Annotated in this window: 19 protein-coding genes; 8 read left to right on the top strand and 11 right to left on the bottom strand. The window is 67.3% G+C overall.

Translation table 11 applies throughout. From position 1 onward, the window contains the following. Positions 1-5: 5 nt before the first annotated feature. Both DM450_RS20590 and DM450_RS20585 read left to right on the top strand, forming a co-directional pair. Complete coding sequence (locus tag DM450_RS20590) at positions 6-377, top strand: gamma-glutamylcyclotransferase family protein (RefSeq protein WP_242526427.1); 372 nt, start codon at positions 6-8, stop codon at positions 375-377. 9 nt (positions 378-386) lie between these two features. Beyond that, a complete protein-coding gene (locus DM450_RS20585; protein WP_142638688.1) occupies positions 387-1,280 on the top strand; it encodes a bestrophin family protein in 894 nt (297 codons plus the stop codon). A 5-nt stretch (positions 1,281-1,285) separates the two neighbouring features. On the opposite strand, the gene DM450_RS20580 is transcribed toward DM450_RS20585, so the two are convergent. The 5 genes from DM450_RS20580 to DM450_RS20560 all read right to left on the bottom strand — a co-directional run bounded on the left by DM450_RS20580 (position 1,286) and on the right by DM450_RS20560 (position 6,549). Then, positions 1,286-1,900, bottom strand: a complete 615-nt coding sequence (locus DM450_RS20580; protein ID WP_142638686.1) for an alpha/beta hydrolase — start codon at positions 1,898-1,900, stop codon at positions 1,286-1,288. Further along, positions 1,897-2,901, bottom strand: coding sequence for a glutathione S-transferase family protein (locus tag DM450_RS20575; protein ID WP_142638684.1), 1,005 nt, complete (start codon positions 2,899-2,901; stop codon positions 1,897-1,899). The genes DM450_RS20580 and DM450_RS20575 overlap by 4 nt, the downstream gene beginning before the upstream one ends. A 58-nt stretch (positions 2,902-2,959) precedes the next feature. After that, positions 2,960-3,577 carry a YceI family protein gene (locus DM450_RS20570; RefSeq protein WP_142638683.1) on the bottom strand — a complete coding sequence of 206 codons (618 nt, stop codon included), beginning with the start codon at positions 3,575-3,577 and terminating at the stop codon, positions 2,960-2,962. A 148-nt stretch (positions 3,578-3,725) separates the two neighbouring features. After that, positions 3,726-5,690, bottom strand: coding sequence for a TolB family protein (locus DM450_RS20565; RefSeq protein WP_221889487.1), 1,965 nt, complete (start codon positions 5,688-5,690; stop codon positions 3,726-3,728). A gap of 106 nt (positions 5,691-5,796) precedes the next feature. Next, positions 5,797-6,549: an SDR family NAD(P)-dependent oxidoreductase gene (locus tag DM450_RS20560; RefSeq protein WP_142638681.1), complete on the bottom strand. Its 753-nt coding sequence runs from the start codon at positions 6,547-6,549 to the stop codon at positions 5,797-5,799. Between the two features lie 208 nt (positions 6,550-6,757). Here DM450_RS20560 and DM450_RS20555 point away from each other — a divergent pair, with 208 nt between their 5' ends. After that, a complete protein-coding gene (locus DM450_RS20555; protein ID WP_185928796.1) occupies positions 6,758-7,570 on the top strand; it encodes an SDR family NAD(P)-dependent oxidoreductase in 813 nt (270 codons plus the stop codon). A gap of 54 nt (positions 7,571-7,624) precedes the next feature. Here DM450_RS20555 and DM450_RS20550 read toward each other — a convergent pair whose 3' ends face one another. Genes DM450_RS20550 through DM450_RS20535 form a run of 4 tightly spaced genes read right to left on the bottom strand, consistent with a single transcriptional unit; the run spans position 7,625 to position 16,234 of the window. Continuing rightward, entirely contained in the window at positions 7,625-8,425 is an 801-nt protein-coding gene (locus DM450_RS20550) for a FadR/GntR family transcriptional regulator (protein ID WP_142638677.1), read from the bottom strand. Positions 8,426-8,483: 58 nt separating this feature from the next. Next, a complete protein-coding gene (locus DM450_RS20545; RefSeq protein ID WP_142638676.1) occupies positions 8,484-10,016 on the bottom strand; it encodes a GH39 family glycosyl hydrolase in 1,533 nt (510 codons plus the stop codon). Between the two features lie 35 nt (positions 10,017-10,051). Beyond that, positions 10,052-12,784, bottom strand: coding sequence for a glycoside hydrolase family 2 TIM barrel-domain containing protein (locus DM450_RS20540; RefSeq protein WP_260610644.1), 2,733 nt, complete (start codon positions 12,782-12,784; stop codon positions 10,052-10,054). A 30-nt stretch (positions 12,785-12,814) separates the two neighbouring features. Then, positions 12,815-16,234 carry a glycosyl hydrolase gene (locus DM450_RS20535; protein WP_142639437.1) on the bottom strand — a complete coding sequence of 1,140 codons (3,420 nt, stop codon included), beginning with the start codon at positions 16,232-16,234 and terminating at the stop codon, positions 12,815-12,817. 488 nt (positions 16,235-16,722) lie between these two features. Here DM450_RS20535 and DM450_RS20530 point away from each other — a divergent pair, with 488 nt between their 5' ends. From DM450_RS20530 to DM450_RS20515, 4 genes are all read left to right on the top strand, one after another. Further along, entirely contained in the window at positions 16,723-17,040 is a 318-nt protein-coding gene (locus tag DM450_RS20530) for a 2Fe-2S iron-sulfur cluster-binding protein (RefSeq protein WP_142638674.1), read from the top strand. A gap of 55 nt (positions 17,041-17,095) precedes the next feature. Further along, positions 17,096-18,700: a cytochrome P450 gene (locus DM450_RS20525; protein ID WP_142638672.1), complete on the top strand. Its 1,605-nt coding sequence runs from the start codon at positions 17,096-17,098 to the stop codon at positions 18,698-18,700. A gap of 182 nt (positions 18,701-18,882) precedes the next feature. Beyond that, positions 18,883-21,399 carry a TonB-dependent receptor gene (locus DM450_RS20520; protein ID WP_185928844.1) on the top strand — a complete coding sequence of 839 codons (2,517 nt, stop codon included), beginning with the start codon at positions 18,883-18,885 and terminating at the stop codon, positions 21,397-21,399. A 36-nt stretch (positions 21,400-21,435) separates the two neighbouring features. Continuing rightward, a complete protein-coding gene (locus DM450_RS20515) occupies positions 21,436-22,146 on the top strand; it encodes a TetR/AcrR family transcriptional regulator (RefSeq protein ID WP_142638668.1) in 711 nt (236 codons plus the stop codon). Here the strand turns inward: DM450_RS20515 and DM450_RS20510 are convergent. Further along, positions 22,130-22,627: a TetR/AcrR family transcriptional regulator gene (locus DM450_RS20510; protein ID WP_260610642.1), complete on the bottom strand. Its 498-nt coding sequence runs from the start codon at positions 22,625-22,627 to the stop codon at positions 22,130-22,132. The two genes, DM450_RS20515 and DM450_RS20510, sit on opposite strands and share 17 nt — an antisense overlap. Between DM450_RS20510 and DM450_RS26340 the strand changes: the two genes are divergently transcribed. After that, entirely contained in the window at positions 22,626-23,255 is a 630-nt protein-coding gene (locus tag DM450_RS26340; RefSeq protein WP_260610640.1) for a hypothetical protein, read from the top strand. The two genes, DM450_RS20510 and DM450_RS26340, sit on opposite strands and share 2 nt — an antisense overlap. Before the next feature lie 87 nt (positions 23,256-23,342). Here the strand turns inward: DM450_RS26340 and DM450_RS20500 are convergent, their stop codons facing one another. Further along, a complete protein-coding gene (locus DM450_RS20500; protein ID WP_142638664.1) occupies positions 23,343-24,407 on the bottom strand; it encodes a glycosyl hydrolase family 8 in 1,065 nt (354 codons plus the stop codon). Positions 24,408-24,422 lie beyond the last annotated feature (15 nt).

The following is a 24,422-nucleotide window of genomic DNA, read 5'->3' as shown; positions in this document are numbered from 1 at the left end:
CGGGCGTGAGTGAACAAGTGGAACGCGTGAAGGACATCCTCGTCTTTTCCTATGGCACCCTGCGCCAGAGCGAAGTGCAGCAGGCGCTGTTCGGCCGCCTGCTGACCGGCGAGCCGGATGCCATGGCCGGCTGGCGCAGCCGCCTGATCGAGATCACCGATCCCGACGTCATCGCCAAGAGCGGCAAGCGCTGGCACCCGATGGTCGAGCGCAGCGACGATCCCGAGGATGCGGTGGAAGGCGTGGTCTTCCGCCTCACCGCCGAGGAACTCGCCCGCGCCGACGATTACGAGGTGGACTATATCCGCCATCCGGTGACCCTGCGCTCGGGCTGGGTGGCGTTTGTCTACGGCGATCCCGTCAGCGCGCGCGGATAGGGCGGCGCCATGATCGTCCGGCCCAAGCCCGGTCTGTGGGAAGTCGCCTTCGCGGTCAGCGGGTCGATCCTGCCCCGGATCGCGGGACGGCTGGCGGTCATCGCGCTGATTGCCGTGGCCGCGGTGCTTGCGGCCGAGGCGCATCCGGGCCTGTTCGCGCAGATCAGCGCCATTCCCTTCACGCTGATCGGCATTGCCCTGTCGATCTTCATGAGCTTCCGCAACAACGCGTGCTATGACCGCTGGTGGGAAGGGCGCAAGCTCTGGGGATCGCTGGTGATTGCCTGCCGTTCGCTGGCCCGGCGGGTCTCGATCCTGGACGAGGCCGAGCGCCGCCTGGTGCTGACGGGTGCCGCTGGTTTTGCCGCAGGGCTCGCCGCGCGGCTGCGCGGGGGCGATGAACCGGCCGCCATTGCCCGCCACTGCGAGGGCGCCCCGGTGACGGCGGTGAACCCGACCGACGCGCTGCTCCACGGGCTCGGCCAGCGCTGCCTGACGCTGATGCGCGACGGCCGTATCGCGCCGATCCACCATTCGCTGATCGAGGAGCAGCTGCACCTCATGGCGCAAGTGCAGGCGGGCTGCGAGCGCATCGCGCTGACCCCGGTGCCGTTCAGCTACTCGCTGCTGCTGCACCGCACCGCCTATATCTTCTGCCTGGCCCTGCCGTTTGCGCTGGCGGGCACGCTGGGCTGGTGGACGCTGCTGCCGGTGCTGCTGGTCAGCTACACGTTCTTCGGGCTCGATGCGCTGGGCGACCAGCTGGAGGATCCGTTCGGCCTCGAACCCAACGATCTGCCGCTTGACGCCATGGCGCGCACCATCGAGCGCGAGATGCTGGCGATCCTGGGCGAGGCGGACCTGCCGCCCCCGCTCGCGCCCGAAGGGGATGTCCTGCGCTGACGGTGTCAGCCGGTCGGGGCGAGGGATGCGGCGAGAAAGGCGGCGCCGATTTCCGCGCCTTCACGGCTGATGGTGTGGCCGAGGCCCGGCAGGATCGTGCTCCCGGCCGCGATGCCGAGGGCGGCAAGGCGGGTGGCGGCATCGGTGGTTTCGGCGGGCGGGATCACCGGATCGCTGCCGCCGTGGATCAGGGCAACGCGCGTGCGCGGTGACGGCGCGAACGGCCCGGGCGAAACGAGGCGGCCCGAATAGCCGAGCAGCGCCGCCACCGGCCAGCGGCCCGAGACGACCGCATCGAGCGCCATGATGGTGCCTTGCGAAAAACCGACCAGCGCGACGCGGTCCAGCCGGTCCTCGAGGCCCTGCGCGGCAACGATCGGGGCGATCACGCCGTCGAAGGCGGCGCGGGCGGCCTCGACACGGGCCGGGCGGTTGTCGGCAGTGACACCGGCAAGGCTGAACCATTGCCGTCCCGCCCCGCCGCCGTCGAACGCAAAGGGCGCGTCGGGGGACACGAACCGCGCTTCGGGCAATTGCTGCCGCCAGAGCTGGCCGAGCCCGGCAAGGTCGGCGCCATTGCTGCCGACGCCGTGGAGCAGGATGACAAGCGACGTGTTCACGCAGGTGTCTCCACCGGGGTGGTCGCTATCGGCGCAGTCTGGGCCGGGGGGAAGTCGGCAAGCTGCGGGCCGAGGGGCACGATCCCGTTGGGATTGAGCGCCTTGATCGAATAGTAGCCGCGCTTGATGTGATCGATGCTGACGGTTTCGCGCAGGCCGGGAAGTTCCAGCATGCGTGTCTGGTATGCCGAAAGCGCGGGATAGTCGGCGATACGGCGCAAGTTGCACTTGAACAGGCCGTGATAGGCCGCATCGAAGCGCACCAGCGTCACGAACAGGCGCAGGTCGGTTTCGGTCACGCGGCTGCCGAACAGGTAGGGACCACCCCCGCCCAGCCGCTGTTCGAGATCGTCGAGCGCGCCGAACACGTCGGCAAAGGCCTCCTCGTAGGCAAGCTGCGTCGTCGCGAACCCGCTGCGGTAGACGCCGTTGTTGAGGCGGGGATAGATCTCGTCGTTGAGGGCGTCGATCGCTTCGCGCAGGTCCGCCGGGTAGAGATCGAACCGGTCACTGGCGAGGGCGCCGAAGCCGGAATTGAACATGCGCAGGATGTCGGCGGATTCGTTGTTGACGATGGTATCGGTCTCGCGGTCCCACAGCACCGGAACCGTCGCGCGGCCGGTATAGCGCGGATCGGCGCGGGTGTAGATCTCGTGCATGTAGAGCGCGCCGTGGAGCGGGTCGCGGTCGCTGCCGGGATAGTCGCCGAAACGCCAGCCTTCCTCGGTCAGCATCGGTTCGACCACGCTGACGCTGACCACTTCCTCGAGGCCCTTGAGCGTGCGGGCGATCAGGGTGCGCGAGGCCCAGGGGCAGATCAGCGCGACGTAGAGGTGATAGCGCCCCGCCTCGGCGCGGAAGCCGCCGGTGCCGGTAGGGCCCGCCGCGCCGTCGATGGTGACCCAGTTGCGGAAGCCGGAGACCTGGCGGACAAAACCGCCCTTTTCATCGGTGGACTGGACCGGCTGCCAGTCCGCCGTCCACTTGCCGTCGACCAGCATGGAGGATCCTTCGGATGGAGGCGGGAGGAGCCTTGGCGGCCCCTCCCGGTTCAGGCGATCAGCCGACCTTTTCGAAGGCGGCGGTGATGCGGATCTGCACTTCGTCGCTGACGGCGGGCACGTACTTGCTCACGCCGAAGTCCGAGCGCTTGAGCGTGCCGGTGGCGGCAAAGCCGATCGTGTAGGCCTTGTCCATCGGGTTGACGCCGGCGCCGCCGAAGGTGGCATCGAGCACCAGCGGCTTGCTGACGCCGTGCATCGTCACCGTGCCGGTGATGCGGGCGGTGCGGGCGCCGGTGCGCTCGACCTTCTGCGAGACGAAGCGGATGGTGGGGTAGGTGGCGGCGTCGAACCAGTCGGCGCTCACCAGTTCGGAATCGAGCGTCGCATTGGTGGTGGAGATGCGCGCGACCGGCAGCGAGACGTCCAGCTTGGCATTGCCCAGCGCCTTGGGATCAAGCGAGAGCGAGCCGGTGGCGCCGGGGATCGTGCCGAAGTAGTCGTTGAAGCCGAAGTGGTTCACCGCGAACTGGGTCAGCGTGTGGTTGCTTTCGACCTTGTAGCTGCCGGCCTCGATGGTTTCGGGGGCGACGGGGGCTGCGGCGGACAGGAATGCGGGCGCGGCCAGTGCGGGAACGAGCAGGGCGAGCGAAGCGGCAAAGGGAAGGGCTTTCAAGGGGATGCTCCTGTGATCGGGTTGCTGCCGTCTATAGACGCGCCCGATTGCCGGGATAATCCGTCTTTATGTTTCATGACTTTCAACTGAGGGTGTGAAATGGAACCGGCGCGGCGGCCGCCTGCGCCGGTTCCGGTCGGCTGCGACCTCAGGTGCCGGGCGCGGGCTTGCGGTATGTCTTGCCGTCGATGGTGGTGACAAGATCGCCGTCCAGCGGCTCGCCCAGCGGGCTGATGACAAAACCGCCGGGCTCGGTGGTCTTTTTGGTGCCGGTCTGGGCCCCGCTCGCCCGCAGGTCCGAGTGCCAGACGATCCGGGCGCGCCCGTCCTTCATGACAAGTTCCGCGCTTTCGGTGCCGTCGATCACGTGGGCGCCGTCGTCGGTGAAGCCGGCGTAGCGGGCCGACACGAAGGAAATGCGGCCGCTCGCGGTCTTGCGGATCTCCACTTCGGCCTTGCCGCCCTTCCACCCGTCCATCGTGAAGCGCCCGGCCGGGGCGGAGGGATAGCGCCGGGGCATCGGATCACCGGCGCGGTAGGGGGTTCCCCAGGGCACCGCAATGGCCCCCGGCGCCACCTTGCGGCCAGGCGGCAGGGCGGTCCGATCCGGCAGCCGCGCGATCATCAGCCGGGTCCGCCGTCCGCCCGGTTCGCTGGAAGCCGGGCAGGGCAGCGGATTGGCGCCGCCGCAATCGGGCGAGATCACTTGCGCCTGCCAATAGACGACGTTTGTCCCGTCGGGCGACCAGGCCGGATCGGCGCGGGCATTCCAGTCGGGATCGCTGGCGCTGCCGGGCGCGCCGTTTCCGGCATTGAGCTGCTGCCCGCGATAGGTGCCCCGGTCGCCCCAGCGGTCGATCAGGATCGGCTGGAAGAACCGGCGCATGCCGTTGCGATAGCCATAGCGCGCGCTGAGCATGACCATTCGCGTCAGTTCGTCGGTCAGCGGCGGGATGCCCTGCATGGCGCCGTAGTACATGTGGCGCTCGACGGTGCGGTTGTCGAAGACCACGAGCCACTTGTCGTCGGGTGACATCAGGATCGGATCGGCATAGCCGGGTGCCGATGTCAGCCGGTGCGAATGGCCGGATTGCAGGTCGGTTATGAACATGTCGACGTTGCCGGATTCGGGAATGCCCATGCCGACCGCATTGCGGCCGTCGCGGGTCCAGCCCCGGGCTTCGCCGATCGCGCCCTTGACCGGGTTGTGGATCAGCACGCCGGGTCTTTTCGGATCTTCGCGAAAGGCGGCAAACTCAGGGGAGCGGCCATTGGTCAGCACCTGGACGTCGCCGAGTTCGTAGCGCGGGGCCAGCGGCAGCCCGCGGCGCGGCGCGGGGTTGAAGCGCAGCGTGCCGACCAGCCCGTGCTGGTCGATGTCGGGCCCCGTCGCGATCATGTGGCTCCACATCAGATGGCGGCCATCGGGATTGAGCCGCAGCTCGCGCATCGAGCCCCCCGGCCCGGAGCCGTCCGCGCTGGTGTTCCAGCGGATCGGATAGATGCGGATGCGATCGGGCGTGCAGCGCTCGTCGGCAAGCCCGTATGGCCCGCAATCGACGACGTTGGTTCCCGCGATCATCCTGGTGCCGCCCGGGAAAGGCTGGGGATGATCGAGGCTCAGCCAGGGCGATCCCGCCGGCACGGTGCGTCCATGCTCGTTGCTGCCGGCCGGGTTGGCATCGCGGCGCGCCTCTGCCGGAACCCCGCAGGTGATGCATTTCCAGCCATCGCCGTTCGAAAAGACCGTGCCGTCGGTCCGGATCGCGATGACCTGCGGCCCGTCGTGGGTCGGATCCCCGGCGGGAGCGCCCGCGAACTGGACGGTGAGCAGCACGTGCCGCCCATCACCCATGTAGGCAGGGCCCTCGACAATCCCGTCGTCGGCGGCGGACATGCAGCCGGTCCCGCGCGGGGCGACCGCCTTCGAACAGGCGCCCGCCGTTTCGGACGGCGCGGTGGGGGGCAGGGGGAGCGCGGAGACCTCCACCCGTTCCGGTTTTGGGGGGGCTGGCACCGCCGTGCCTGCAGCCGGCGCGGAAAATGCGCCAAGCGGCGCGAGCGCGGTGCCAAGACTGGCCAGAACGAGGGGGATGCGTGCGGATCGGGACATGACGGTTCTTCTCGAAAGCGGTCCATCCGGCGGCGCGGCGACGGACGGGTGAAGGGGGGGGCTGGCGGGCCGGGCGCGCCGCGCAGATCGCGGCGGCCTGCCTTCCTTATCCGATGAACATGCCGCCATTGACGGCCAGGACCTGGCCGGTGACATAGCTGGCGCCGTCCGAGGCGAGATATTCGCAGGCTGCCGCGATGTCGTCCGGGGTGCCGGGACGCGGGATCGGGATGTGCTGGGAGATGACTTCCAGCGGCGGGAAGGTCCCGGCCGCGATCCCGGCTTCGGCCATGGGCGTCGCCACCACCGAGGGGGGGATGGTGTTCACGGTGATGCCGCTGGCGGCAAATTCGCGGGCCAGCGAGCGGGTCAGGCCGATCACCCCGGCCTTGGCGGCGGCATAGTGGGCGCGGTCTGCGGCGCCGGATTGGCCTGCCTGCGACGAGATGGTGATGATGCGTCCCCAGCTTGCCGCGACCATGTCCGGCAGGGCGGCCTGCACCGTGTTGAACACGCCGGTCAGGTTGATGTCGATCATGCGCTGCCAGGTCTGCGCGGTGACGTCGAGGAAGCCGATGCCCTCGGAAATCCCGGCATTGGCGACCACGATCGCGATCGGGCCGAGTTCTTCGCGGATGGCGGCATAAGCTGCCTCCACGCTGGCGCGGTCGGCGACGTCGACCTTGCGGGCAAGGATGCGCGCTCCTTGCGCCCGCAGCGCCGCGCTTTCGCGTTCCAGCGCTTCGTCCTGAACGTCGAGCATGGCGACCGGATGGCCCTTGGCGGCAAACAGCCGCGACACGCCCAGCCCGATGCCCGATGCCCCGCCGGTGACGACGACGACACGATTGGCAACCATATCTTCTCTCCCGTTGGGCGCTCGGCAGGATGGGGCCGGCGCCTTTTCATGTGTGGCGTCCTGTCCGGTTACGCCTGTTTGTGCGATAATGTGGCGCACAACTTGCCAGCTGTCCAGCCTCGATATAGGCAATCCGGCGAGGGGATCCGGCGCCGCGATTCGACGTTGCGGCCATTGCCGGGGCCCGAAAACAACAGGAGAAATGGGGATGCCAGTGCCAGACGTTTCGGATCGCTCGCTCGATCAGCTGACCTCGCTGAAGGGCCGGGGCGCGGTTGTCACGGGGGCGGCGTGGGGGCTGGGCAAGGCCGCGGCGCGGCGGCTTGCCGAAGCCGGCGCGTCGGTGCTGATCGCCGATATCGATGAAGAGGCCGCCGCCGCAACTGCCCGCGAACTGGCCGGACGGTTCGGCGTCGATGTCGTCTCGATCCGCCTCGACGCGGGTGATCCGGCGTCGATCGTGGCGGCTGCCGACCTTGCCGAGAGCCGCTTCGGCACGCTCGACATCTGGGTCAACAATGCCGGTATCCCGTCGTTTCAGCCGCTGCTCGACCTCGACGTCGAGGAGTTCGATAACGTCCTGGCGATCAATCTGCGCGGCACCTTTGTCGGCGCCAGGGAAGCGGCGCGGCGGATGATCGCGCGGGGGCGCGGCGGGGTGATCGTCAACGTCGCCTCGCTGGCCGGCGTGCGCGGCATTTCCGAAGGGCAGGCTGCCTATTGCAGTTCGAAGCACGGCGTTGTCGGCCTGACCAGGCAACTGGCGATCGAACTGGGCGGGCACGGCATCCGCGTGCTGGGGGTGGCACCGGGATTCTCGCTGACCGAGAAGACCATGTTCATCGCCGAATGGGACGAGGAAACCATCAGGAACTGCCCGATCCCCGGCATCGGCGGCAGCCGCCTCGGACGGGTCGGCGTGGCCGACGACATTGCCCGGGCGATCCTGTTCTGCGCCTCGGACATGGCCATGTTCATGACCGGCAGCACTTTGCTGCTCGAAGGCGGAATGGCGGCCTGACGGTTGGCGGGCGGGGGCACTTGGGCGGCCCGGGGCAATGCTCCGGGGCCGCCTCTATTCGCCCGCGCCCGGCCGCAGGAAACGGGCCCGCGTGGCGGCAACCGACCGGCGCGCGGCGGCGACGGCCTGCTCCTCCACCGCGAAGAGCAGGTGCTGGAGTACCGCGTCGAGGTGCGCGTGCATGGCCGCGCGGGCGGCGGCGGGATCGCGCCGCTGCAGCGCGGCGAGGATGGCGCGGTGCTCCGCCACCACCGGCTTGACGTTGGCGGTGCGCGCCTGTTCGAGCAGCAGGCGGCATTCCGGCGAAGTGGAGCGCAAGGTCCAGAGCTGTTCGACGGTCCGGACGATGGCGCTGTTCCTGCCGGCGCGGGCGATCGTCATGTGGAAGGCCTCGTCGGCGTTCTCTTCGCCGCGCGCATCGGCGTTCTCCAGCGCGATCGCGGCAACGAGGTGCTCCAGCCGGTGGAGTTCCTCGTCGGTGATGTGGCGGGCGGCGAGCGCCGCGGCCTCGCCTTCGATCAGCAGCCGTGCCTCGATGAGTTCGAAGGGGCTGACGGTGAATTCGGGTTCCCGGTCGATGTCACCGGGCAGGCGGATCACGAAAGTGCCCGCCCCCAGGCGCGCCTCGACCAGGCCCAGCACCTCCATCGCCAGCATCGCCTCGCGCACGACCGGCCTGCTCACGCCCATGGCGGTCGCGATGTCGCGTTCCGCGGGCATGCGCTCGCCCACCGCGTACATGCCGGACTGGAGTTCGGCGATCAGCGCCTTCACCACCCGGCGGTAGAGCCTGCCCTCGCTCCCGCCTGCCGGATCCAGCCCGATGAGCGGCTTTGCACCCGCGATACCTGCCATAGCTTCCCGCCTTGCCGTTATGGTCGGACCAATTTTCCCTGGACGCCCCGCCATGCGATCAGGCGATCTCGACCAGGGCGAGCCCTTCGGCGGGCAGGTCGAGCGTGAGCGAGGCGTCGGCGCCGAGGCGGCGCGTTTCCACCACCGGCCGCGAGACCTGCCGCAACTGCGCGATCTGCGCGCGCGAGGGGTACCGGGGCGAGCCCATCGCCCGCCAGGCCGGCATCGGCGAGCCGCGCTCCCAGTCGACATAGTGTACCTGCGCGGTCCGTCCGCCCTTCAGCCCGTCGAACTGCACGGTCAGGCGCCTGGCACCGCCGACGATCTTGCGTTCGGAGGTCATGCCGGGAATGCCGCCGGGCTGATCGACTTCGGCGAGATTCCACACGAGTGCGCAGATCCTGCCTCGCTTGTCCTTCGCGGCCAGCGCCGGGCCCTGCGCGGCGAGCCGCTCGGTGCCGAGCCGGTGCAGCAGCCGGTAGGTATTGAACGAAGGTTTGGCGATGCCGTCGATCATCATGCTCCAGCCCATCGAGCCTTCCTTCAGCATGTAGTCGTCGACGCCCAGTTCCTCGTACATGCCGCTCAGCGTCCATTGCGACATGCCCGCGCAGTGCGCCATGCCGCCGGCGATGACGTGGGCGATCATCGCCGGGCTGTCGGACGACCATTCGGACAGCCACATCGGCTTGCCGGCGAACGGCCCGGCATCGATCGTGCGCCGGGCATCGGCAAGCGCGTCGGGGATGACGGCATTGACGCTGCGGCGCGGGCTGCCCTTGCCGAAGACCTCGTCCTGGTTGTCACCGGCGTAGACATGGGTGGCGAAGAAGTCGACGGGGGCGTTGTTGGCCGCGCACCACTCGGCAAAATCGCCGATCCATGCCGTTTTCGAGGTGGCGGGGCCGCCGACCTTGATCTGCGGGTCGACCGACTTGATCGCGACCGCGACGGCCTTGTACATGTCGAAATAGCGCTGCTTGTCGGCGGTCCAGAAGAACGAGAGGTTGGGTTCGTTCCACACCTCGAAGGGCCAGCTGCGCACGGCCTCCAGCCCGTAGCGATCGACCATCGCGGTGGTGAAAGACCTGACGAATCCGGCAAATTCGGCGTCCGAGGTCGGCGGCGTGATATTGCCGCCGTAGAAGCCGAACTGGGTTTTCCCGGAAGCGAGCTTGCCGGGCATGAAGCTCAGTTCCACATAGGGCGACACGCCAAGGTCGAGCAGGCCGTCGTAGACGCGGTAGACGTTCAGCCAGTTCGGTCCGCCGTTGCGGCGCATCTCGAGGATGCTCTTGCCGAACACCCCCAGTTCGTCGTTGAAGATGCCGTGGAAGCGTGCGCGCTTGATGCCCGCCTCCGCCACGGCGAGCCGCATGTCCTGCCGCCACTCCTCGCGCATGGTGATCGCCGCGCGGTCCGATCCGACACATTCCTCCCAGACGTGGGGCAGGGCGCCCGCAACCGTGCGGGTATCGACCCGCACCGTTTCGCCAGCAAGGGCGGCGGCCCCGCGGGCAGCCCGAGCCCCGCTGGCCGACAAGGCCGCGGCGGCGGCGCCTGATGCCAGAAACATGCGGCGATCCAACATGGCCAGTCTCTCCGGTATTTGCTGATGGGCGGGATTCAATGCGCGATCTCGATTCCGGCCAGCGCGGCGTTGCCCGACACGCTGGTGAAATCGAGCTTGAGGCGGCCGTTGCGGACAGTGACCGGGAAGCTGCGGAGCAGTTCCTTGAGCGGCGCCCCGGCCGCCCTGGCGATGTTAAGTCCCTGGATGACCGCCTCTCCGTTCGCGGTGACGGTGAGGGCCTGATCGGACGAGGCGGTCTTGCGCGGTTCGAAGAGGTGCAGCGTCACCGTCCAGCTGCCGTTCGGCAGGGGAATGTCGTAGCTATAGGCATCCCCGTCGCGCCAGTAGTCGAACAACGCCGGGTCGGCTGCATCGACCGTGCGGATCGGCGCCATCGAGCGCCCGCCGAAACCGACAAGGTTGAGCACGACCGGCTTGCCGCCTGTCACGAACGTGTCCGAACCGAAGTGGCGGCTGCCGAGATGCCCGCCGGCCAGTTCAAGACCGGGCAGTTCAAGACCGGCTGGGCTACCCGCATTGATGCGCAGTCCGCCGCGCTCCACGTCGGGCCCGTTCCAGGTGGCGCGGTCGGTCAGGGTCTTGCCGCCCTGCGTGGTCGTCACCACGGCGGCATTGGCGCCGGGCCGCAGCGCCACGTCTTTCCATTCGCAGACAAAGTCCCGGCAGGGCACTTCGCCGACCGGCCTGCCGTTGATCGTCAGGCGCGCGGACGGGGCGGTGGCGTAGGCCTTGACGTCCATCACCGGATAGGCGCGGTCCAGATAGCGCGTTCCGGCAAAGTGCAGGGCAGGGCTGTCGCTCCAGGCCACCTTGTAGAACCAGAAGGCATCCTTGCGGGTCTTGCGGTCCGCCGTGATCAGCCCCTTGTCGTTGAGGTCGACCGCGTCGCCTTCGTCACGCAGGTCGCTGGCAAAGTCGAACATCGCCCAGACCCAGCTGGCAAACACGAAATCGCGGGCGGCGATGCTCGGCCAGGACTGCTCGTGGACCCATGCCTGGTACTCTTCGGGATGGGGACGGCCGACAAAATTGACATAACCGCTGCGCACGTCGTCGCTGTGCTGGCTGATCGCGCCGCCCGCGCCGTATTCGCTGAGCGAAAGCGGCAGCCCCGGATGCTCGCGGTGGAGCTTGTCGAGCGTGTCGCCAAGGTCCTGACGGACCTCCAGGGGCTTTGGATAATACCAGCCGTAGTAGCGGTTGTAGCCGATCAGGTCGGTGGTTCCGGCCAGCGTCTCTCCGGCGGTCTGGACCAGCGTCAGCCCTTCGCAGCAATCGGCAAAAGTGGTCGGGCGATCGGGGTCTTCCTGCCGGGCGATGGCATTGAGGTGGGCGAGCAGGGCCTGCGGCTGCGGCGGCGCGCCTTTCTGGCCGAAACCCTTGGCCGAATCCACTTCGTTGCCGACCGACCACATCAGGATCGCGGGGTGGTTGTAGTTCTGCCGGATCTGCTCGCGCAATTGCTGCTCGGCATTGGCCCAGAGCGCATCCGAGCCCTTGCCGCCGGTAATGCTGGGGGTGGTGACGTAAGGCAGCTCGGCCCAGACCACCATGCCGGCCTTGTCGGCGAGATCGGACCAGGCATCGGCGTGCTGGTAATGGGCCTGGCGGATGGTGTTGGCCCCGAGTTCCTCGACCAGCGCCATGTCCTGCGCGTGCTGCGCGGGCGTCAGTGCCCAGCCCGAGCCGAGCGCGTCCTGATGGCGCGAGACACCGCGCAGCTTCACATGCCGCCCGTTCAGGAAAAAGCCCTTGTCGGCATCAAACCGGAAGGTGCGAAGGCCCAGCGGCTGCGACACCCGGTCCAGCACGGCCTTGCCGTCCGAAAGGGTGGCGGTGACCGAATAGAGGTAGGGATCGGCCCGTCCGTCCCAGCGATGGGGACGGGCCAGATCGAGCGCCGTGCGCTGCTCGCCGGTTCCGCTCGCCAGGGTGACCGGCTGGACGGTGCGGGCGACGACCTTGCCGCGCGCGTCGCGGATCTCGGTCGCGAGGGTGAGGCTGCGCGGGGCCGGGCCGGCATTGCGCAAGCGGGTGCGCACCTCGACGGTCGCGCTTTCGGCGGAAATCCTCGTCGCATGCGCGTAGACGCCCGGTCCGCCGTAATCGAGCGGATCGATGGACGCGGCGGGAAGCTGGAGCAGTGCAACCTCGCGGTAAATGCCTCCATGCACGAAGAAATCGCCGGAGAGCGGAATGACTTCGGAGGTGGAGCTGCCGGGCTCCACCTTGCTGTTGTCGGCGCTGACCACGACCAGATTGCGCTGGCCCGGCTTCCAGGCATCGGTAACGTCGAGGCGGAAGCGGGCGAAAGCGCCCTTGTGGGTGCCGACATGGTGGCCGTTTACCCAGACTTCGGCCAGCTTGCCGACCGCTGCAAAGTCCAGATACTGGCGGTCGCCCGGCTTCGCCTTTGGCGCATCGACCTGCAGGCGGTACCAGCCCAGGCCCTGCCGGTTGTCGGTCTCGGCGCCGCGCTTCTGGGCATAGGCCCCGATGCGGTTCCAGCTGTGCGGGACCGAGACCTGCTCCCAGTCCCGATCGTCGAAGCCGGTGGCGGTGACCGCCGCCGGAGCATCGCCGAAGTGGAAGCGCCAGCCATGCGACAGGTCGATTGCCGCTCGCCCGGTTCCTGGCTGCCTGGCTGCCTGCGTGCCTGCCTGCGACGCAGTGCGGTCCGCCGCCACGGCCGCGGGGGATATGGCTGTGGCGGCGATTGCCGAACCCAGCATCAGGCCTGTCAGTACCCGCTTGAAATCGCCCACTTTCCACTCTCCCTGTTGTCGGTTTCCGGTTCAGTCCCGGCGTTGTTCCAGCAGGCGCACGGGGCCCAGCAGACCGGACGGGCGCAGCGGCGCGTCCTTCCGGTAGGTCGCCGTGGCGGTCCAGGTCACTTTTGCGGCGCCGGGCTGGGCGTCGCCGATCAGCCGGTTGACCCACAGGTTCGCGACGCGGATCGTCAGGCGGTTCCCGCCGGGGCGGGCCTGCGCGCCGATGTCGATGCGGTAAGGCTGGTGCCAGCCGTATCCGGCCAGCTGTCCGTTGACGCGGACTTCGGCGATTTCGCGCGCCTCGCCGAGATCGAGCAGCAGCGGCATGCCCTTTTTCCACCCGCGCGGCGCCGTGAATGCCTTGGTATACGTGGCAATCCCCGAGAAATAGCGGATCGCGGGGTCGGCGTTCGCGCCGAGCGGGGCCAGTTCGGCCAGCCGGACTTGCGGCGGCGCGCCGCGCCCCGGCTCGAACGTGACGTCCCAGGCCCCGCCAAGGACCGCCGCTTCGCGCAGCTCGACCGGCGCGACGGTGCGGGAGGTAGCCGCACTGTCCTTGCGGAACACCACGTGCACCGCCTCGTCCGGGCCGAGCGTGAGCGGAACCGAGGTCACCCCTTGCGCGGCCGTGAAGCTCACCGGCTCCGAGCGGCCGGTTTCGGCATGCCAGAGTTCGGCTTCCTTGCCGGGGACCCGGAAATGCGCGGTGATCGTCTCGGCCCGGTTCGACTGATTGGAGATGAAGTAGCTGTCCCCGTCCGCCAGCTTGCGGTGGACAAAGGGAAGCACGGCCCCCGGCGCTCCGCCCGAGAAGGTGAAATCGGGCGCGATACCCGCCTGCGCAAGACCTGCGGCCAGGTCGCCGGTCGCGATCACCCGGCCCCGGCCGACCGGATTGACCGCCGCGCCCGGCCACAGTTTCTGCACCAGCGACCGGTAGCGGGCAGGGTCGGCGCCAAGGCCGGGATCGCCCACCGGCGGCGCGCCGATGACGGTCGCGCCCGCCTCCACAAGGTCGGCGATGCGCGCCAGCACACGAAGGCTCATCCTCCCGGCGGTGCCGCCGAGGTACAGCGCGCGGTATCGTGCCCCGCCCGCCGTCACCAGATCGCCGCCGTCATTGGCCAGCGCATCGATCAGGGCATCGGCGTTCACGAAGTCGAACGCGGTCCCGGCCGGAACCTCGCTGACCGGCTTGTCGCCGAACAGCGCGGTCAGCGGGGCTTCCTCGCCGTAGAAATAGGCAAGGTCGGCCCGGTTGACGCCCTGCTGGAGCATCAGCGAATTGCGCGCGACATAGTCCATCCACGGCCGCGCCAGTTCGCCCCAGGCTTCGTTGCGGTTGAAATCCTGACCGAAGATCGACAGCCGCAGACCCGGCTTCCGGTCGTCCACCGGCACATGGACGGAGGTATGGATGACCGGGCGATTGATGCCGGAGGCGAACGCGAGATCGATCATCCGCTTGAGATCGCCCGGCGCAAAGGCCCAGGGCGCCAGCATCGAGGTCAGCGATTCCGCCGCGACGGTTCGCTGCCCGTAAAGGTGGGCGACCGATGCCGCGCCCTTCATGTCGGCAAGGTAGGTCGGCTTGGGCCCTCGGTCACGCTGGAACGCCCACATCGCCGCCATCGGCACGTCGGTCCAGCGGCGCATGGCCATGTCGTCGCCAAGCTGCGGGCGGTGATCTTCCAGCGCCTCGCCGTAGACGACCAGCCCGTTGTCGTGCGCTGCGCTGGCAACCGTGCCGTAGTGCTCGCTGGCCAGCAGATCGGCCAGGGTCCGCCGGAAATCATGCAGGAAGCGCTCGCTGTCCTGCCGCGAGCCGACGATCGTCCCGGTCAGCGCGGCCATCCAGGGGACCGGATCATAACCGCGCAGCCGCTTGAACTGCGCGACCATCCGCGGCGTCCAGTTCGCCGCGCCCACCTCGATGCTGTCAGTGAGGATGGCGCGCACGCCCTTGGCGCCGATGAGGTCCGCGCCCACCGTCTGGCGATAGGTCGCCAGATAGTGATCCATGTAGCGGCGCACGGCTTCGCCATCGTACTTGTCCACTTCGAGGCCGGTTGCCTCCAGCGGAGCAGGATGGTTCATCGTGCCCACAAGCGAATAGCCGAAGCGGATGATGCGCCAGCGCCCCGGTGGCGCGGTCCAGTCGAGCGTGCCGTCGGCGTGGAGGCGCGGGGTCAGGTCGATGATCCGGTCCGGCGCCACGCCGGCGGAATTGGCAAGACCGGCGTCGAGCGCGTAATAGTCCGGCACGATGTCGAAGCCGGCCTTGGCCTCGGCGCGGTTGACGCGCTCTTCGGCGGACAGCGCGAATTCTGCGACCCGGATCGAGGCCGCCGGCTTGCCGCCGGAAAAGCCGGCTGCAAGCGCCGAAAGGTCGACGCCCGCAGGCGGCGGGGCAAAGTTCGGCAGGCTGCTGGCGTCCTGGAACACGATGCGGAAGGCCCGTGCCGTCACCGGCGCGAAGCTGCGGGTCGTCGGTACGCGTCCGAGCGGAATGTCGGTTACGGTTGTCCACTGCCCGGCAGCGGTTTGCGCTTCCAGGCTGGCCTTGAGGTTGGCGCCGATGAACTTGCCCGCGCCGCCGGGCACGAACAGGGTGAGCGCACGGATCGTCCGGGCCGCCGGATAGCGGGCTGTAAGGAGTGTCGGCTGCCTGGCGACTTTCGGCAGGTCGGCACCGGTTTCGAGGTCGCCGTCCGTCAGTGCTGCGGCATCGGCCGGCTGTCCTTCGCCGCTCGTAAACGTGGCTGCGGCGCCATCCGCAAGGGCCGGTTCTGCGGGCACCGCGACAACCACGGCATCGCGGTAGAACGGCGCGGGAACGTCGGGTGCCTTTTCGTTGATCGTCGAGTTGGTGCCCGAAGTCGCCGCGATCGACTGGTACGGGCCGGTCACCGAGGGCGGCATGGGGAGCGGGCGGGCGAGGCGCTTGCCGCCGCTCACGGTCACTTCGCTCCACACCAGCTTTTTCATGCCGTCGGCGGGCGTCACCCAGGGGCCGCCGGTCTCGGACCAGCCCGGCGATGAGGCAATCGCCAATTCGATGCCAAGGCGATCCGCCTCGCGCGCTGCGGCCCTGAAGGCAGACCGCCAGGCGGGCGTCATGTAGACCAGTCGCTGGTCGACGATTTGCGGGCTCTGGAGATTGACGTCGAATGCCTGCGCGCCGCCGATGCCGATCCGCTTCATCCAGGCGAGGTCCTTGAGCAGCCCGTCCACGGTGATGTTGCCGTTGATCCAGTGCCACCAGACCCGCGGACGCGCCTCCATCGGCGGGTCGCTGAACTGTCCTGCAAGCGGGTCAGCCTGATCGGGCGCGGCCGGGGACCCTGACTGGGCGGAGACCGGCCCCGAAACAGCGGCAACCGATAGCGACAGCGCCAGCCTGACCAGCGCCGACCTTGTCCGAAATTGCCCGTTCTTCGCCATGGATGTCATCTGCCTGCCAATTGCATCCGCAGCCGCACCTGCTCGAGGCGCTGCTGGCCATTCTCCCGAAATCGCCTCTTTGTGCGACACACTGTCGCCTATTGTTGCCGATATGCGCTGTCAAGTCGGTCAGGCCAATCCCGGCCATCGCGGTCAATGCAATAAGCCAGGTCATGCCGCATTGCGCCTGCAACGTCCCCGGAGCGGAAGGCACGGCTGCGGATAACGCCGCAGCGATCAACCGGCCATCCGCGAGGTGCCGCAGCGGCATGGCGGTTCCCTGCGCTCCGCCCGGACGCGGAGAATCGCGCCATTGGACCGTCTCGTCCGAGCATTCGCGTCGGGCGGGGCGCGATGGCATCGGCCTCTTCGCGGTTGACGTTATCCGTCCCGCCACGGTATGCGACACTGTATCGCATAAAATTCGCTGCGGCCTTTGCGCGGCGCAGCAGGCCCGCAAGAGGCCGGAACCTGGAAGAGGGCGAGAAATGGCATCGATTACCGTAATAGGCGTGTCCGGCGAGGAAAGGCTGCTCGAGGCCAGGACCGGACAGACGGTCATGGAAGTGATCCGCGACGCGGGCTTTGACGAGTTGCTGGCGCTGTGCGGCGGCTGCTGCTCGTGCGCGACCTGCCACGTGCACGTCGAAGGCGGTCCGGCCGAGGCACTGGCGGCGATGAGCGAGGACGAGAACGACCTTCTCGATTCGTCGAGCCAGCGTGGCGGCCAATCGCGACTTTCATGCCAGTTGCCGATCACCGAGGCGCTTGACGGACTGCGCGTGCGGATCGCGCCCGAAGACTGAACCAGACATATCGCTTGCCCGCCGACAGAGCGGCCAGGCAGCAGGAGTGGGAAAAATGACGGAACTGGCCGATCGGGACTATTTCACCGACCACGAGATCCTTGTCGATCCTTATGCCTATTTCGAGGCGGTACGGAGCAAGGGCCAGGTCTACCAGCCCCAGGGCAAGGATTATCTGATGGTCATGGGTTTCGAGGAAACCCTCGAGATCATGCGCAATTCGGAAGACTTCTCGGCGATTATCGGCCTGCAAGGCGCTTCCGCCCCGCTGCCGTTCACGCCGCACGGATCCGACATCACCGCCCAGATCGAGGCGCACCGCGACGCGTTTCACGGCGGCGACCTGCTGGTCAATCTCGATGACAATCCGCACCTGCAGCTGCGATCGCTTGTCAACCGCCTGTTCACGCCCTCGCGCCTCAAGGCCAACGAGGAGTTCATCCAGGCCTTCTCGGACGAACTGGTGCGGGACGCAGTGGCCAATGGCGGCGTGGAATTGGTCAGGACGATCGCGACGCCGTTCGTCACGCTGGTTATCGCCGATCTCCTCGGCATTCCCGCCGAGGATCGCCAGAAGTTCATGGACCTCATCGAGAACGCGCCGCCTCCCGGCAATCTCGACGGCGAACTCGACCTCAATGCCGAAGACCACCCGTTCGTGATCATGGGCGGGTACTTCGCGCAATATGTGGCCGATCGCCGCGCCAATCCGCGCGAGGACATCCTCTCCGAACTGTCCAACGCGCTCTATCCCGACGGCACGCTTCCTGACGAGATGGCGATCATCAAGCTGGGCATGTTCATGTTCGGGGCGGGGCAGGACACCAGCGCCAAGCTGCTGGGCAATGCGATGCGCTACATCGTCGATCAGCCGGGGCTGCAGGACCGGCTGCGCGCCGATCCCAAGCTCATTCCGGCACTGATCGAGGAAGTCCTGCGCCTCGAAGGTTCGACCAAGCAGACCGCCCGCCTGGCGCGGCGCGATACCAGGATCGGCGATCTGGCGGTTCCGGCCGGTACGAAGATCATGCTTTCGATCGCCGCTGCCAACCGCGATCCGGCGCGCTGGGAAGACCCGCAGGCGTTCAGGCTCGACCGTCCGAAAATTCGCGAACACGTCGCGTTCGGCCGCAGCGCGCACACTTGCGCGGGGGCGCCGCTCGCCCGCGTGGAGGTGCGCATCATTCTGGAAAAGCTGCTGCAATACACGTCCGACATCGATCTCGATCCTGCGGTGCATGGCCCGCGCGGTGCCCGCAAGCTCAACTTCGAGCCGAGCTTCATCATCCGCGGCCTTTCGGAACTGCACCTCAAGCTGACCCCGGCCGAAGGCGTTGACCTCTCGTCGACACGCCCCTCGGTGATCCAGAAGACCGCGGAAGCCGAAGTGCCGGTCGCGCCTGAGACACCGGCACCGGCATCGGCGGCGGTCGCGACGTCCGGTTACTCGACCGGCGTGACCAAGCTTGCCGTGCTCCTTGCCGATCCCGGCGCCAAGGCCGTGCTTGAACAGCACTTCCCCGGCATCACCACCGACAAGCGCATCGGCATGGCCAAGTCGATGACGCTGCGTGCGATCCAGAAGTTCGCGCCGGGCCAGTTCACCAACGAAACGCTCGAAGCCGTCGACCGCGACCTCGCCGTGCTGCCGGCGGCCTGAGCCGGCCGCCCACCAATCCGGGCCGGTGGGTTCCTGCATGGTTTCCACCGGCCCCATGCCGTAGGCGGCGCGAAAACTTCGCCCCGGCGAAACGGGCAAGCCAATCCAGCCTGATGGATTGACCGATGCGACACAGTGGCGCACAAAATTCGACAAGAAAAATCATATCGGGAGAGGATTCGATGCGTAGACAAGACGCGTTCATACTTGCTGGCGTGAGCGCGCTGGCCATGGTCAGTCCCGCGCGGGCGCAGGAGGCGGAAAGCACCACCGCCGCCGTGGGCGCCCATGCCGGCGCCACCAGCGATGCTTCGGTTGTGACCGAGATCATCGTCCAGGCGCGCCGCCGCGACGAGAGCCTTCAGGATGTGCCGCTGGTCGTGAACGCGGTGACGGCGGATTCGATCACCAAGCTGAACATCCGCAACTTCACCGAGATCAACGCGGTGGTGCCGGGTCTCCAGCTCACGCCCAACGCGAACGGCATCGGCACCTCGTCCTCGATCCGCGGCGTCAACCACGACGTCAACGTCAGCGCCGAAAACGGCACGATCCAGTACTATCGCAACGACGCACCGGTTCCCTCGAACTTCGTCATGCAGACGATGTATGACGTTGGCCAGATCGAAGTGCTGCGCGGTCCGCAGGGCACCTTGCGCGGGCGCTCGACGCCGTCGGGTTCGATCACGGCGACCACGCGCCAGCCGGATCTGGTGGAAGCGGGCGGCTACATGGCCGGCACGCTGGCCTCGGCTTCGGCCGCCAACATCAACGGCGCGCTCAACATTCCGATCATTTCCGATGTGCTTGGCATCCGCGTGGCCGGCCTCCACAGCTTCGATCGCGGCAACCGCGTCACCAGCGTCAACAGCGACGTGAAGCCGAGCAGCGAGACCAACGCCATCCGCGCCGCGGTTCGTTTCGAACCGACGCAGTGGCTGCGTCTCGGCTTCCTCTACGAAGGCATGCAGAACACCGGCACGCGGTTCGACCAGGTGCGTTCCGTCAGCCAGTACGATCCCGACTATGTGCCCTCCGCGGGCGCGCCGGATTACGGCGAGATCGGCCTCAGCGACCGCCTCTCGGTGCAAACGCGCCCGAGCACGACCTCGCAGAAGTTCCAGTTCTACAACTGGAATGCCGAAGTCGATGTCCTCGGCCAGCGCCTGATCTACGTGGGTTCGGCGACTTCGCAGAAGTACCATAGCTACGGCGTGCGCGACCTCGCGAACTTCTTCCCGGATCTCGCCGTCGCGCAGATCGCGGACACCAAGGGCACGACCAGCAGCCATGAAGTGCGTCTGCAGAACCTCGACCGGGTTGCCGGGCTGTTCGACTATGTCGCCGGGTACTTCCACTATGCGGTGCCGTCGCAGACCAACCTCGACGACCTCAGCATAACCCAGTTGCGCCTTGCCGGACTCGGCTTCCCGATCGCCGCGCCGAGCGTGACGGACACCCCGATCTACGTTGCCAAGGGTACGCCGACGGAAGATTCCTTCTTCGGCAACGTGACCTTCCACCTCACCGAAGCGACGGAACTGTCGGGCGGATTGCGGCGCATCCACTTTACCGACAACCGCGATGGCCTGTTCATCAGTTGTACGCCCGAAATGTACGCGGCGGGCAACTGCACGCGCCAGAACGGCACCCAGTCGGACGTCAACGAGAACGCCACGATCTACAGCGCCAGCATCAAGCATCGCTTCACGCCGGACCTCATGGTCTACGCCTCCACGGGGAGTTCCTGGCGTCCCCCGGTCGTGGCGATCGGCAATTTCACCCATGCGGACTACACCGCGAACGAGATCGCCCATATCTCGCTGCCTTCGGAAAGTTCGAAGTCCTACGAGATCGGCTTGAAGTCCGATTGGTTTGACCGGAAGGTGCAGTTCAACCTGACCGCGTACCATCAGGACTACAAGAACTACCCCTACCGCTCCGGCGGGGCAGGGATCGCCTATATCAACATCAACTCGGCCGGCGCGCCGACGATCGGCAACTTCAACTTCGTCAGCGCGGTGCCGATCAAGGTCAACGGCGTCGAGGCCGAACTCGCCTTCACGCCGACGCCGCGCTGGAATCTCGGGGCAACGGTCAACTTCGCACGCAGCCGTATCGGCAACGCGCTGCTGGCTTGCACCGACGCGCTGAACAACCAGAGCGGCGCGGTCGGCTCCGACGGCATTCCCGATACGGTCACGCCGACGCTGGCGCAGATGCAGCAGGCCTATGGCGGCGAGCGCGTGGCGCAATGCGCGGGCGGCGGACAGTCGGCGACCTTCCAGCCGGAATGGTCGGGCGTGTTCAGGGCCGAATACACGCTGCCCCTGAACAACGATGTCGATGGTTACCTGCGCGGGCTGTTCAGCTGGAAGGGCAAGTCCCGGACCGACTCGAACAATCCCTATGACAACGTCAAGGCCTATGGATTGCTGAACCTGTTCGGCGGCCTCAGGGCCCAGGATGGCGGATGGGAAGTCTCGGTCTACGCGAAGAACATCTTCGATACGACCAAGCTGCTGAGCCAGGACGATCTCGCGCAGTTCACCTCGGTGACCGACGTCTATCTCAGCCCGCCGACCTACAGCGTCTCGGGCATCGGATCGACGGTCTACAGCAGCCGCTATGCCGGTGTGGCGGTGACCGCACCGCGTGAATTCGGCGTGACGTTCCGCGTTGCGTTCGGCTCGCGCTAAGGTTCCTGCGAAAGGGAGGGCCAAGGGGCGTCCCTGATGATGACGAAGCAAGACGATGGCGCTGTCGCCAGACGGGAACGGGCCCGCCCGAAGAAAGGGCAGGGCCCCGACCTGGACCGTCTGGAACGCAGTGCGCTTGCGGCCTTTTCACGGCGGGGGTTCGCGGCCGTGGGGCTTCGCGAACTGGCAGCCTCGATCGGTATCGCGCCGACCCTGATCCTCTATCGCTACGGTTCGAAACTCGGCCTGTGGAAGGCGCTCGTGGATGAACTTGGCCTGCGGGTCGATCAGGCCTGCGCGGCAATGGACAGCGCGTTCGCGGCGGCGCAGCCGTTTCCGGACAGGGCCAGCGCCGCGCTTCGCCCCTTCGTGCGGCTCACTATCGAGATTCCGGAACTGGCGCCGCTGTTCATCGGTGAAATGTCGGAGCCGGGAGAGCGACAGGACTACCTTCTCGACAAAGTCTGGAGCCCGTTTCTCGCCTCGCTGCTGCCGATCATCCACGACGCCGAGCGTTTCGGCAATTCCGATCTCGGCGTCCCGAAATTTGCCGCATTTTCGATCCTCAGCATGATCTTTGCGGCGCAGTACATGGCGCCGGTGATCGATCTGGCAGCGGACGCGCCGCAGCATGACCCGCTCGCCCGGGTGCTGAGGCCGATCGAGCGCCTGCTGACGCTCGATCTCGCACAGGATCGCGACTGCGATCTTTCGTCCGGGCGAAGTCCCCTCAATCCGGCGCCATGATCGAGGTGGACAGCAGCCGGTAAAGGATGCGCGCGATTTGCGAGACGCTGTAGGTGCCTTCCGGCTGGCCGACCCACCAGGCCAGTGTCTCCGCGATCAGCGAGGCGGCGCAGATCGTTCCCAGTTCGGTGGGCAGCCAGGCGTTGATCGGCTGTTCGCCCTTGGCCACTTCCATCGAGACCCGCAGCCATTCCTCCCGCATGGCGCCGCCGGCGCCGCCGTTGAGCAGGATCGCCCAGAGTTCGCGGTGTTCTGCCACATAGGCGCAGAGGCCCTCGAAACCGGCTTCGTAGCTTTCGGCATCGCGGATCGACAGCGTCAACTGGTTGAGGCGGGCGATCTCGTCCTTGGCAATGGCGTCGAGCAGCGATTCCTTGGTTTCGTGGTGACGGAAGAAGGTGGCGTAATGGACCTTTGCCTCGGCGCAGATATCGCGCACGGTGATCTGGTCGAAGGGCTTGCGCTGGAGGAGTTGCAGCATGGCTTCCTGCAGCGCCTTGCCGGACCGCAAGGCGCGGGCATGGGTCGATCTCGATGATGCCAGTGGCTCGGATTTATGCGATACGGTATCGCCTAAAGCGCGATTCGGTTTTTTGTTTTCGGCCATCGGGTCGTGTGTGACGCAAAAAGGCCGGTTTGCGCAAGCGCTAGCCGGTCCAGTCCAGCCGGTCGCCCTGACCGGCCGGACTGAGCCAGCAAACTGGCCGGTCAACGTTCAGGGCCGCACAAGAACAGGCGGCCTGATCGCAGGCGATCAGGCCGGTACCATTGAAGAGAGGATTGCAACTATGCTTCGTCAAATTCTGATCGCCGGAACCATGGCCCTCGTCGCCCCGCCGCTTTCGGTGGTCTGCGCCGGGACCGCAGCGGCCGCCGCGGTGGCCCCCGCCTTTTCGACGTCGGACAGTTCGATCGGCACCCTGCTCGACAATCCGGCCACGAAGGCGATCCTCCAGAAGTATCTTCCCGATCTCGTCAGCAACCCGCAGATCGAAATGGCGCGGGGCATGACCCTGAAGCAGATCCAGTCCTATTCGGCCGACACCGTCACCGACGAGGTCCTGGCCAAGATCGATGCCGATCTGGCGAAGGTCCCCGCGCCCAAGTAAGCGCGTTCACGGGAGCCGCCCGCCGTGGCGGCTCCATCTTCGGCAATTGCCCCCAGGGCCGAACCCCGTAACAGGCAGCCGGGGTGGCTACAGGCCAGTCGGCAATTTTGCCAGCAGCTGCAGGGAGGCGGCATAGTAGTCGTCGTCGAGCGCGGCGGGCTGCGCCATGCCGAGCAGCAGCCCGGCCACTGCCGCGCCGCCGTTCGAAAGCGCGTAGTTCGCTTCCTCGCCGGTGACCACGTCGACCCATGCCGGGATCGGCTTGCCCCCGGCAAGGCAGGTGCGCCAATAGGCCGCGACGTCGGCTGCCAGCACCTTGCGATTGCCCAAAGCGGCGTAAAGCGGCACGCGGATCGCATCGTATCCGAAGCGGGGCGGCTTGTCGCTTGCCGGGGCAAGCTGTGCTGGGCCGCTGATGGTCATCCAGTCACAGGGAAGATGGCGCGCGCCGAAGCGGGCAAGGCCCAGCAACTGGGCGCAGTCATCGATCACCGGTCCCCATATGCCGGCGCCGTCGATGCGCGCAAAAGCGTCGAGCGCAGGCCACACGAAGTAGGACGGGTTAAGCGTGACGCCGCCGCCGGTGACAAAGCCCTGGAGGCCCGGCAGCAGCAGATGGCGCCCGTAGCGTTCGATCACGCAGTGGCTGCGAATGGCGGCGCGGATCGCCGCAGAGCGTGCAATGTAGTCCGGCCGGTCCCATCGTTTTCCGGCCAGGTGCAGCGCCCAGGCGATGACAAGGTCGCCGTCGGTGGCGTTGTTCTTGTCCGCCACCGGGTCGGCGGCGGCGGGATCGTAGCGCCAGCAATGGAGGGCGATGTCCTTGCGCGACAACTGCTCCTGCGTCCAGCGGGCGATCCGCTCGAAACTGTCGCGATCATTGGCGTTGTAGGCAAAGATCAGGCCATAGCTCTGGCCTTCGCTATGGCTGACCCCCTTGTTGCCGGTATCGACGATGCGGCCGTCGGCCATCATGTACTTGTCGCGATAGGCGGTCCAGGTCAGCATACGCGAGCCCCCCCGCGCCGGATCGCGGCTCTGCGCGCCGCCGTTGCAGGCAGCGGTCAGCGCCAGCATCGCGCCGAGCGTGAATTTCCGGCGATCGAGGGCGGGGAAGGCCGCAAACGGTTCGGTCCGGGTATGGCGTGTCATTCTGGTCTTCAAATC

Source organism: Sphingomonas sp. IC081 (assembly GCF_006874585.1).
Taxonomy (GTDB): domain Bacteria; phylum Pseudomonadota; class Alphaproteobacteria; order Sphingomonadales; family Sphingomonadaceae; genus Novosphingobium.
This window is presented reverse-complemented; position numbering and strand designations above follow the sequence as displayed.

Excerpts from the sequence above, each read along its gene's own strand:
- DM450_RS20585 (WP_142638688.1), top strand. The coding sequence starts at position 387 with ATGATCGTCCGGCCCAAGCCCGGTCTGTGGGAAGTCGCCTTCGCGGTC.
- DM450_RS20575 (WP_142638684.1), bottom strand. The coding sequence starts at position 2,901 with ATGCTGGTCGACGGCAAGTGGACGGCGGACTGGCAGCCGGTCCAGTCC.
- DM450_RS20565 (WP_221889487.1), bottom strand. The coding sequence starts at position 5,690 with ATGTCCCGATCCGCACGCATCCCCCTCGTTCTGGCCAGTCTTGGCACC.
- DM450_RS20560 (WP_142638681.1), bottom strand. The coding sequence starts at position 6,549 with ATGGTTGCCAATCGTGTCGTCGTCGTCACCGGCGGGGCATCGGGCATC.
- DM450_RS20555 (WP_185928796.1), top strand. The coding sequence starts at position 6,758 with ATGCCAGTGCCAGACGTTTCGGATCGCTCGCTCGATCAGCTGACCTCG.
- DM450_RS20550 (WP_142638677.1), bottom strand. The coding sequence starts at position 8,425 with ATGGCAGGTATCGCGGGTGCAAAGCCGCTCATCGGGCTGGATCCGGCA.
- DM450_RS20545 (WP_142638676.1), bottom strand. The coding sequence starts at position 10,016 with ATGTTGGATCGCCGCATGTTTCTGGCATCAGGCGCCGCCGCCGCGGCC.
- DM450_RS20535 (WP_142639437.1), bottom strand. The coding sequence starts at position 16,234 with ATGGCGAAGAACGGGCAATTTCGGACAAGGTCGGCGCTGGTCAGGCTG.
- DM450_RS20530 (WP_142638674.1), top strand. The coding sequence starts at position 16,723 with ATGGCATCGATTACCGTAATAGGCGTGTCCGGCGAGGAAAGGCTGCTC.
- DM450_RS20525 (WP_142638672.1), top strand. The coding sequence starts at position 17,096 with ATGACGGAACTGGCCGATCGGGACTATTTCACCGACCACGAGATCCTT.
- DM450_RS20520 (WP_185928844.1), top strand. The coding sequence starts at position 18,883 with ATGCGTAGACAAGACGCGTTCATACTTGCTGGCGTGAGCGCGCTGGCC.
- DM450_RS20515 (WP_142638668.1), top strand. The coding sequence starts at position 21,436 with ATGATGACGAAGCAAGACGATGGCGCTGTCGCCAGACGGGAACGGGCC.
- DM450_RS26340 (WP_260610640.1), top strand. The coding sequence starts at position 22,626 with ATGGCTTCCTGCAGCGCCTTGCCGGACCGCAAGGCGCGGGCATGGGTC.
- DM450_RS20510 (WP_260610642.1), bottom strand. The coding sequence starts at position 22,627 with ATGCTGCAACTCCTCCAGCGCAAGCCCTTCGACCAGATCACCGTGCGC.
- DM450_RS20500 (WP_142638664.1), bottom strand. The coding sequence starts at position 24,407 with ATGACACGCCATACCCGGACCGAACCGTTTGCGGCCTTCCCCGCCCTC.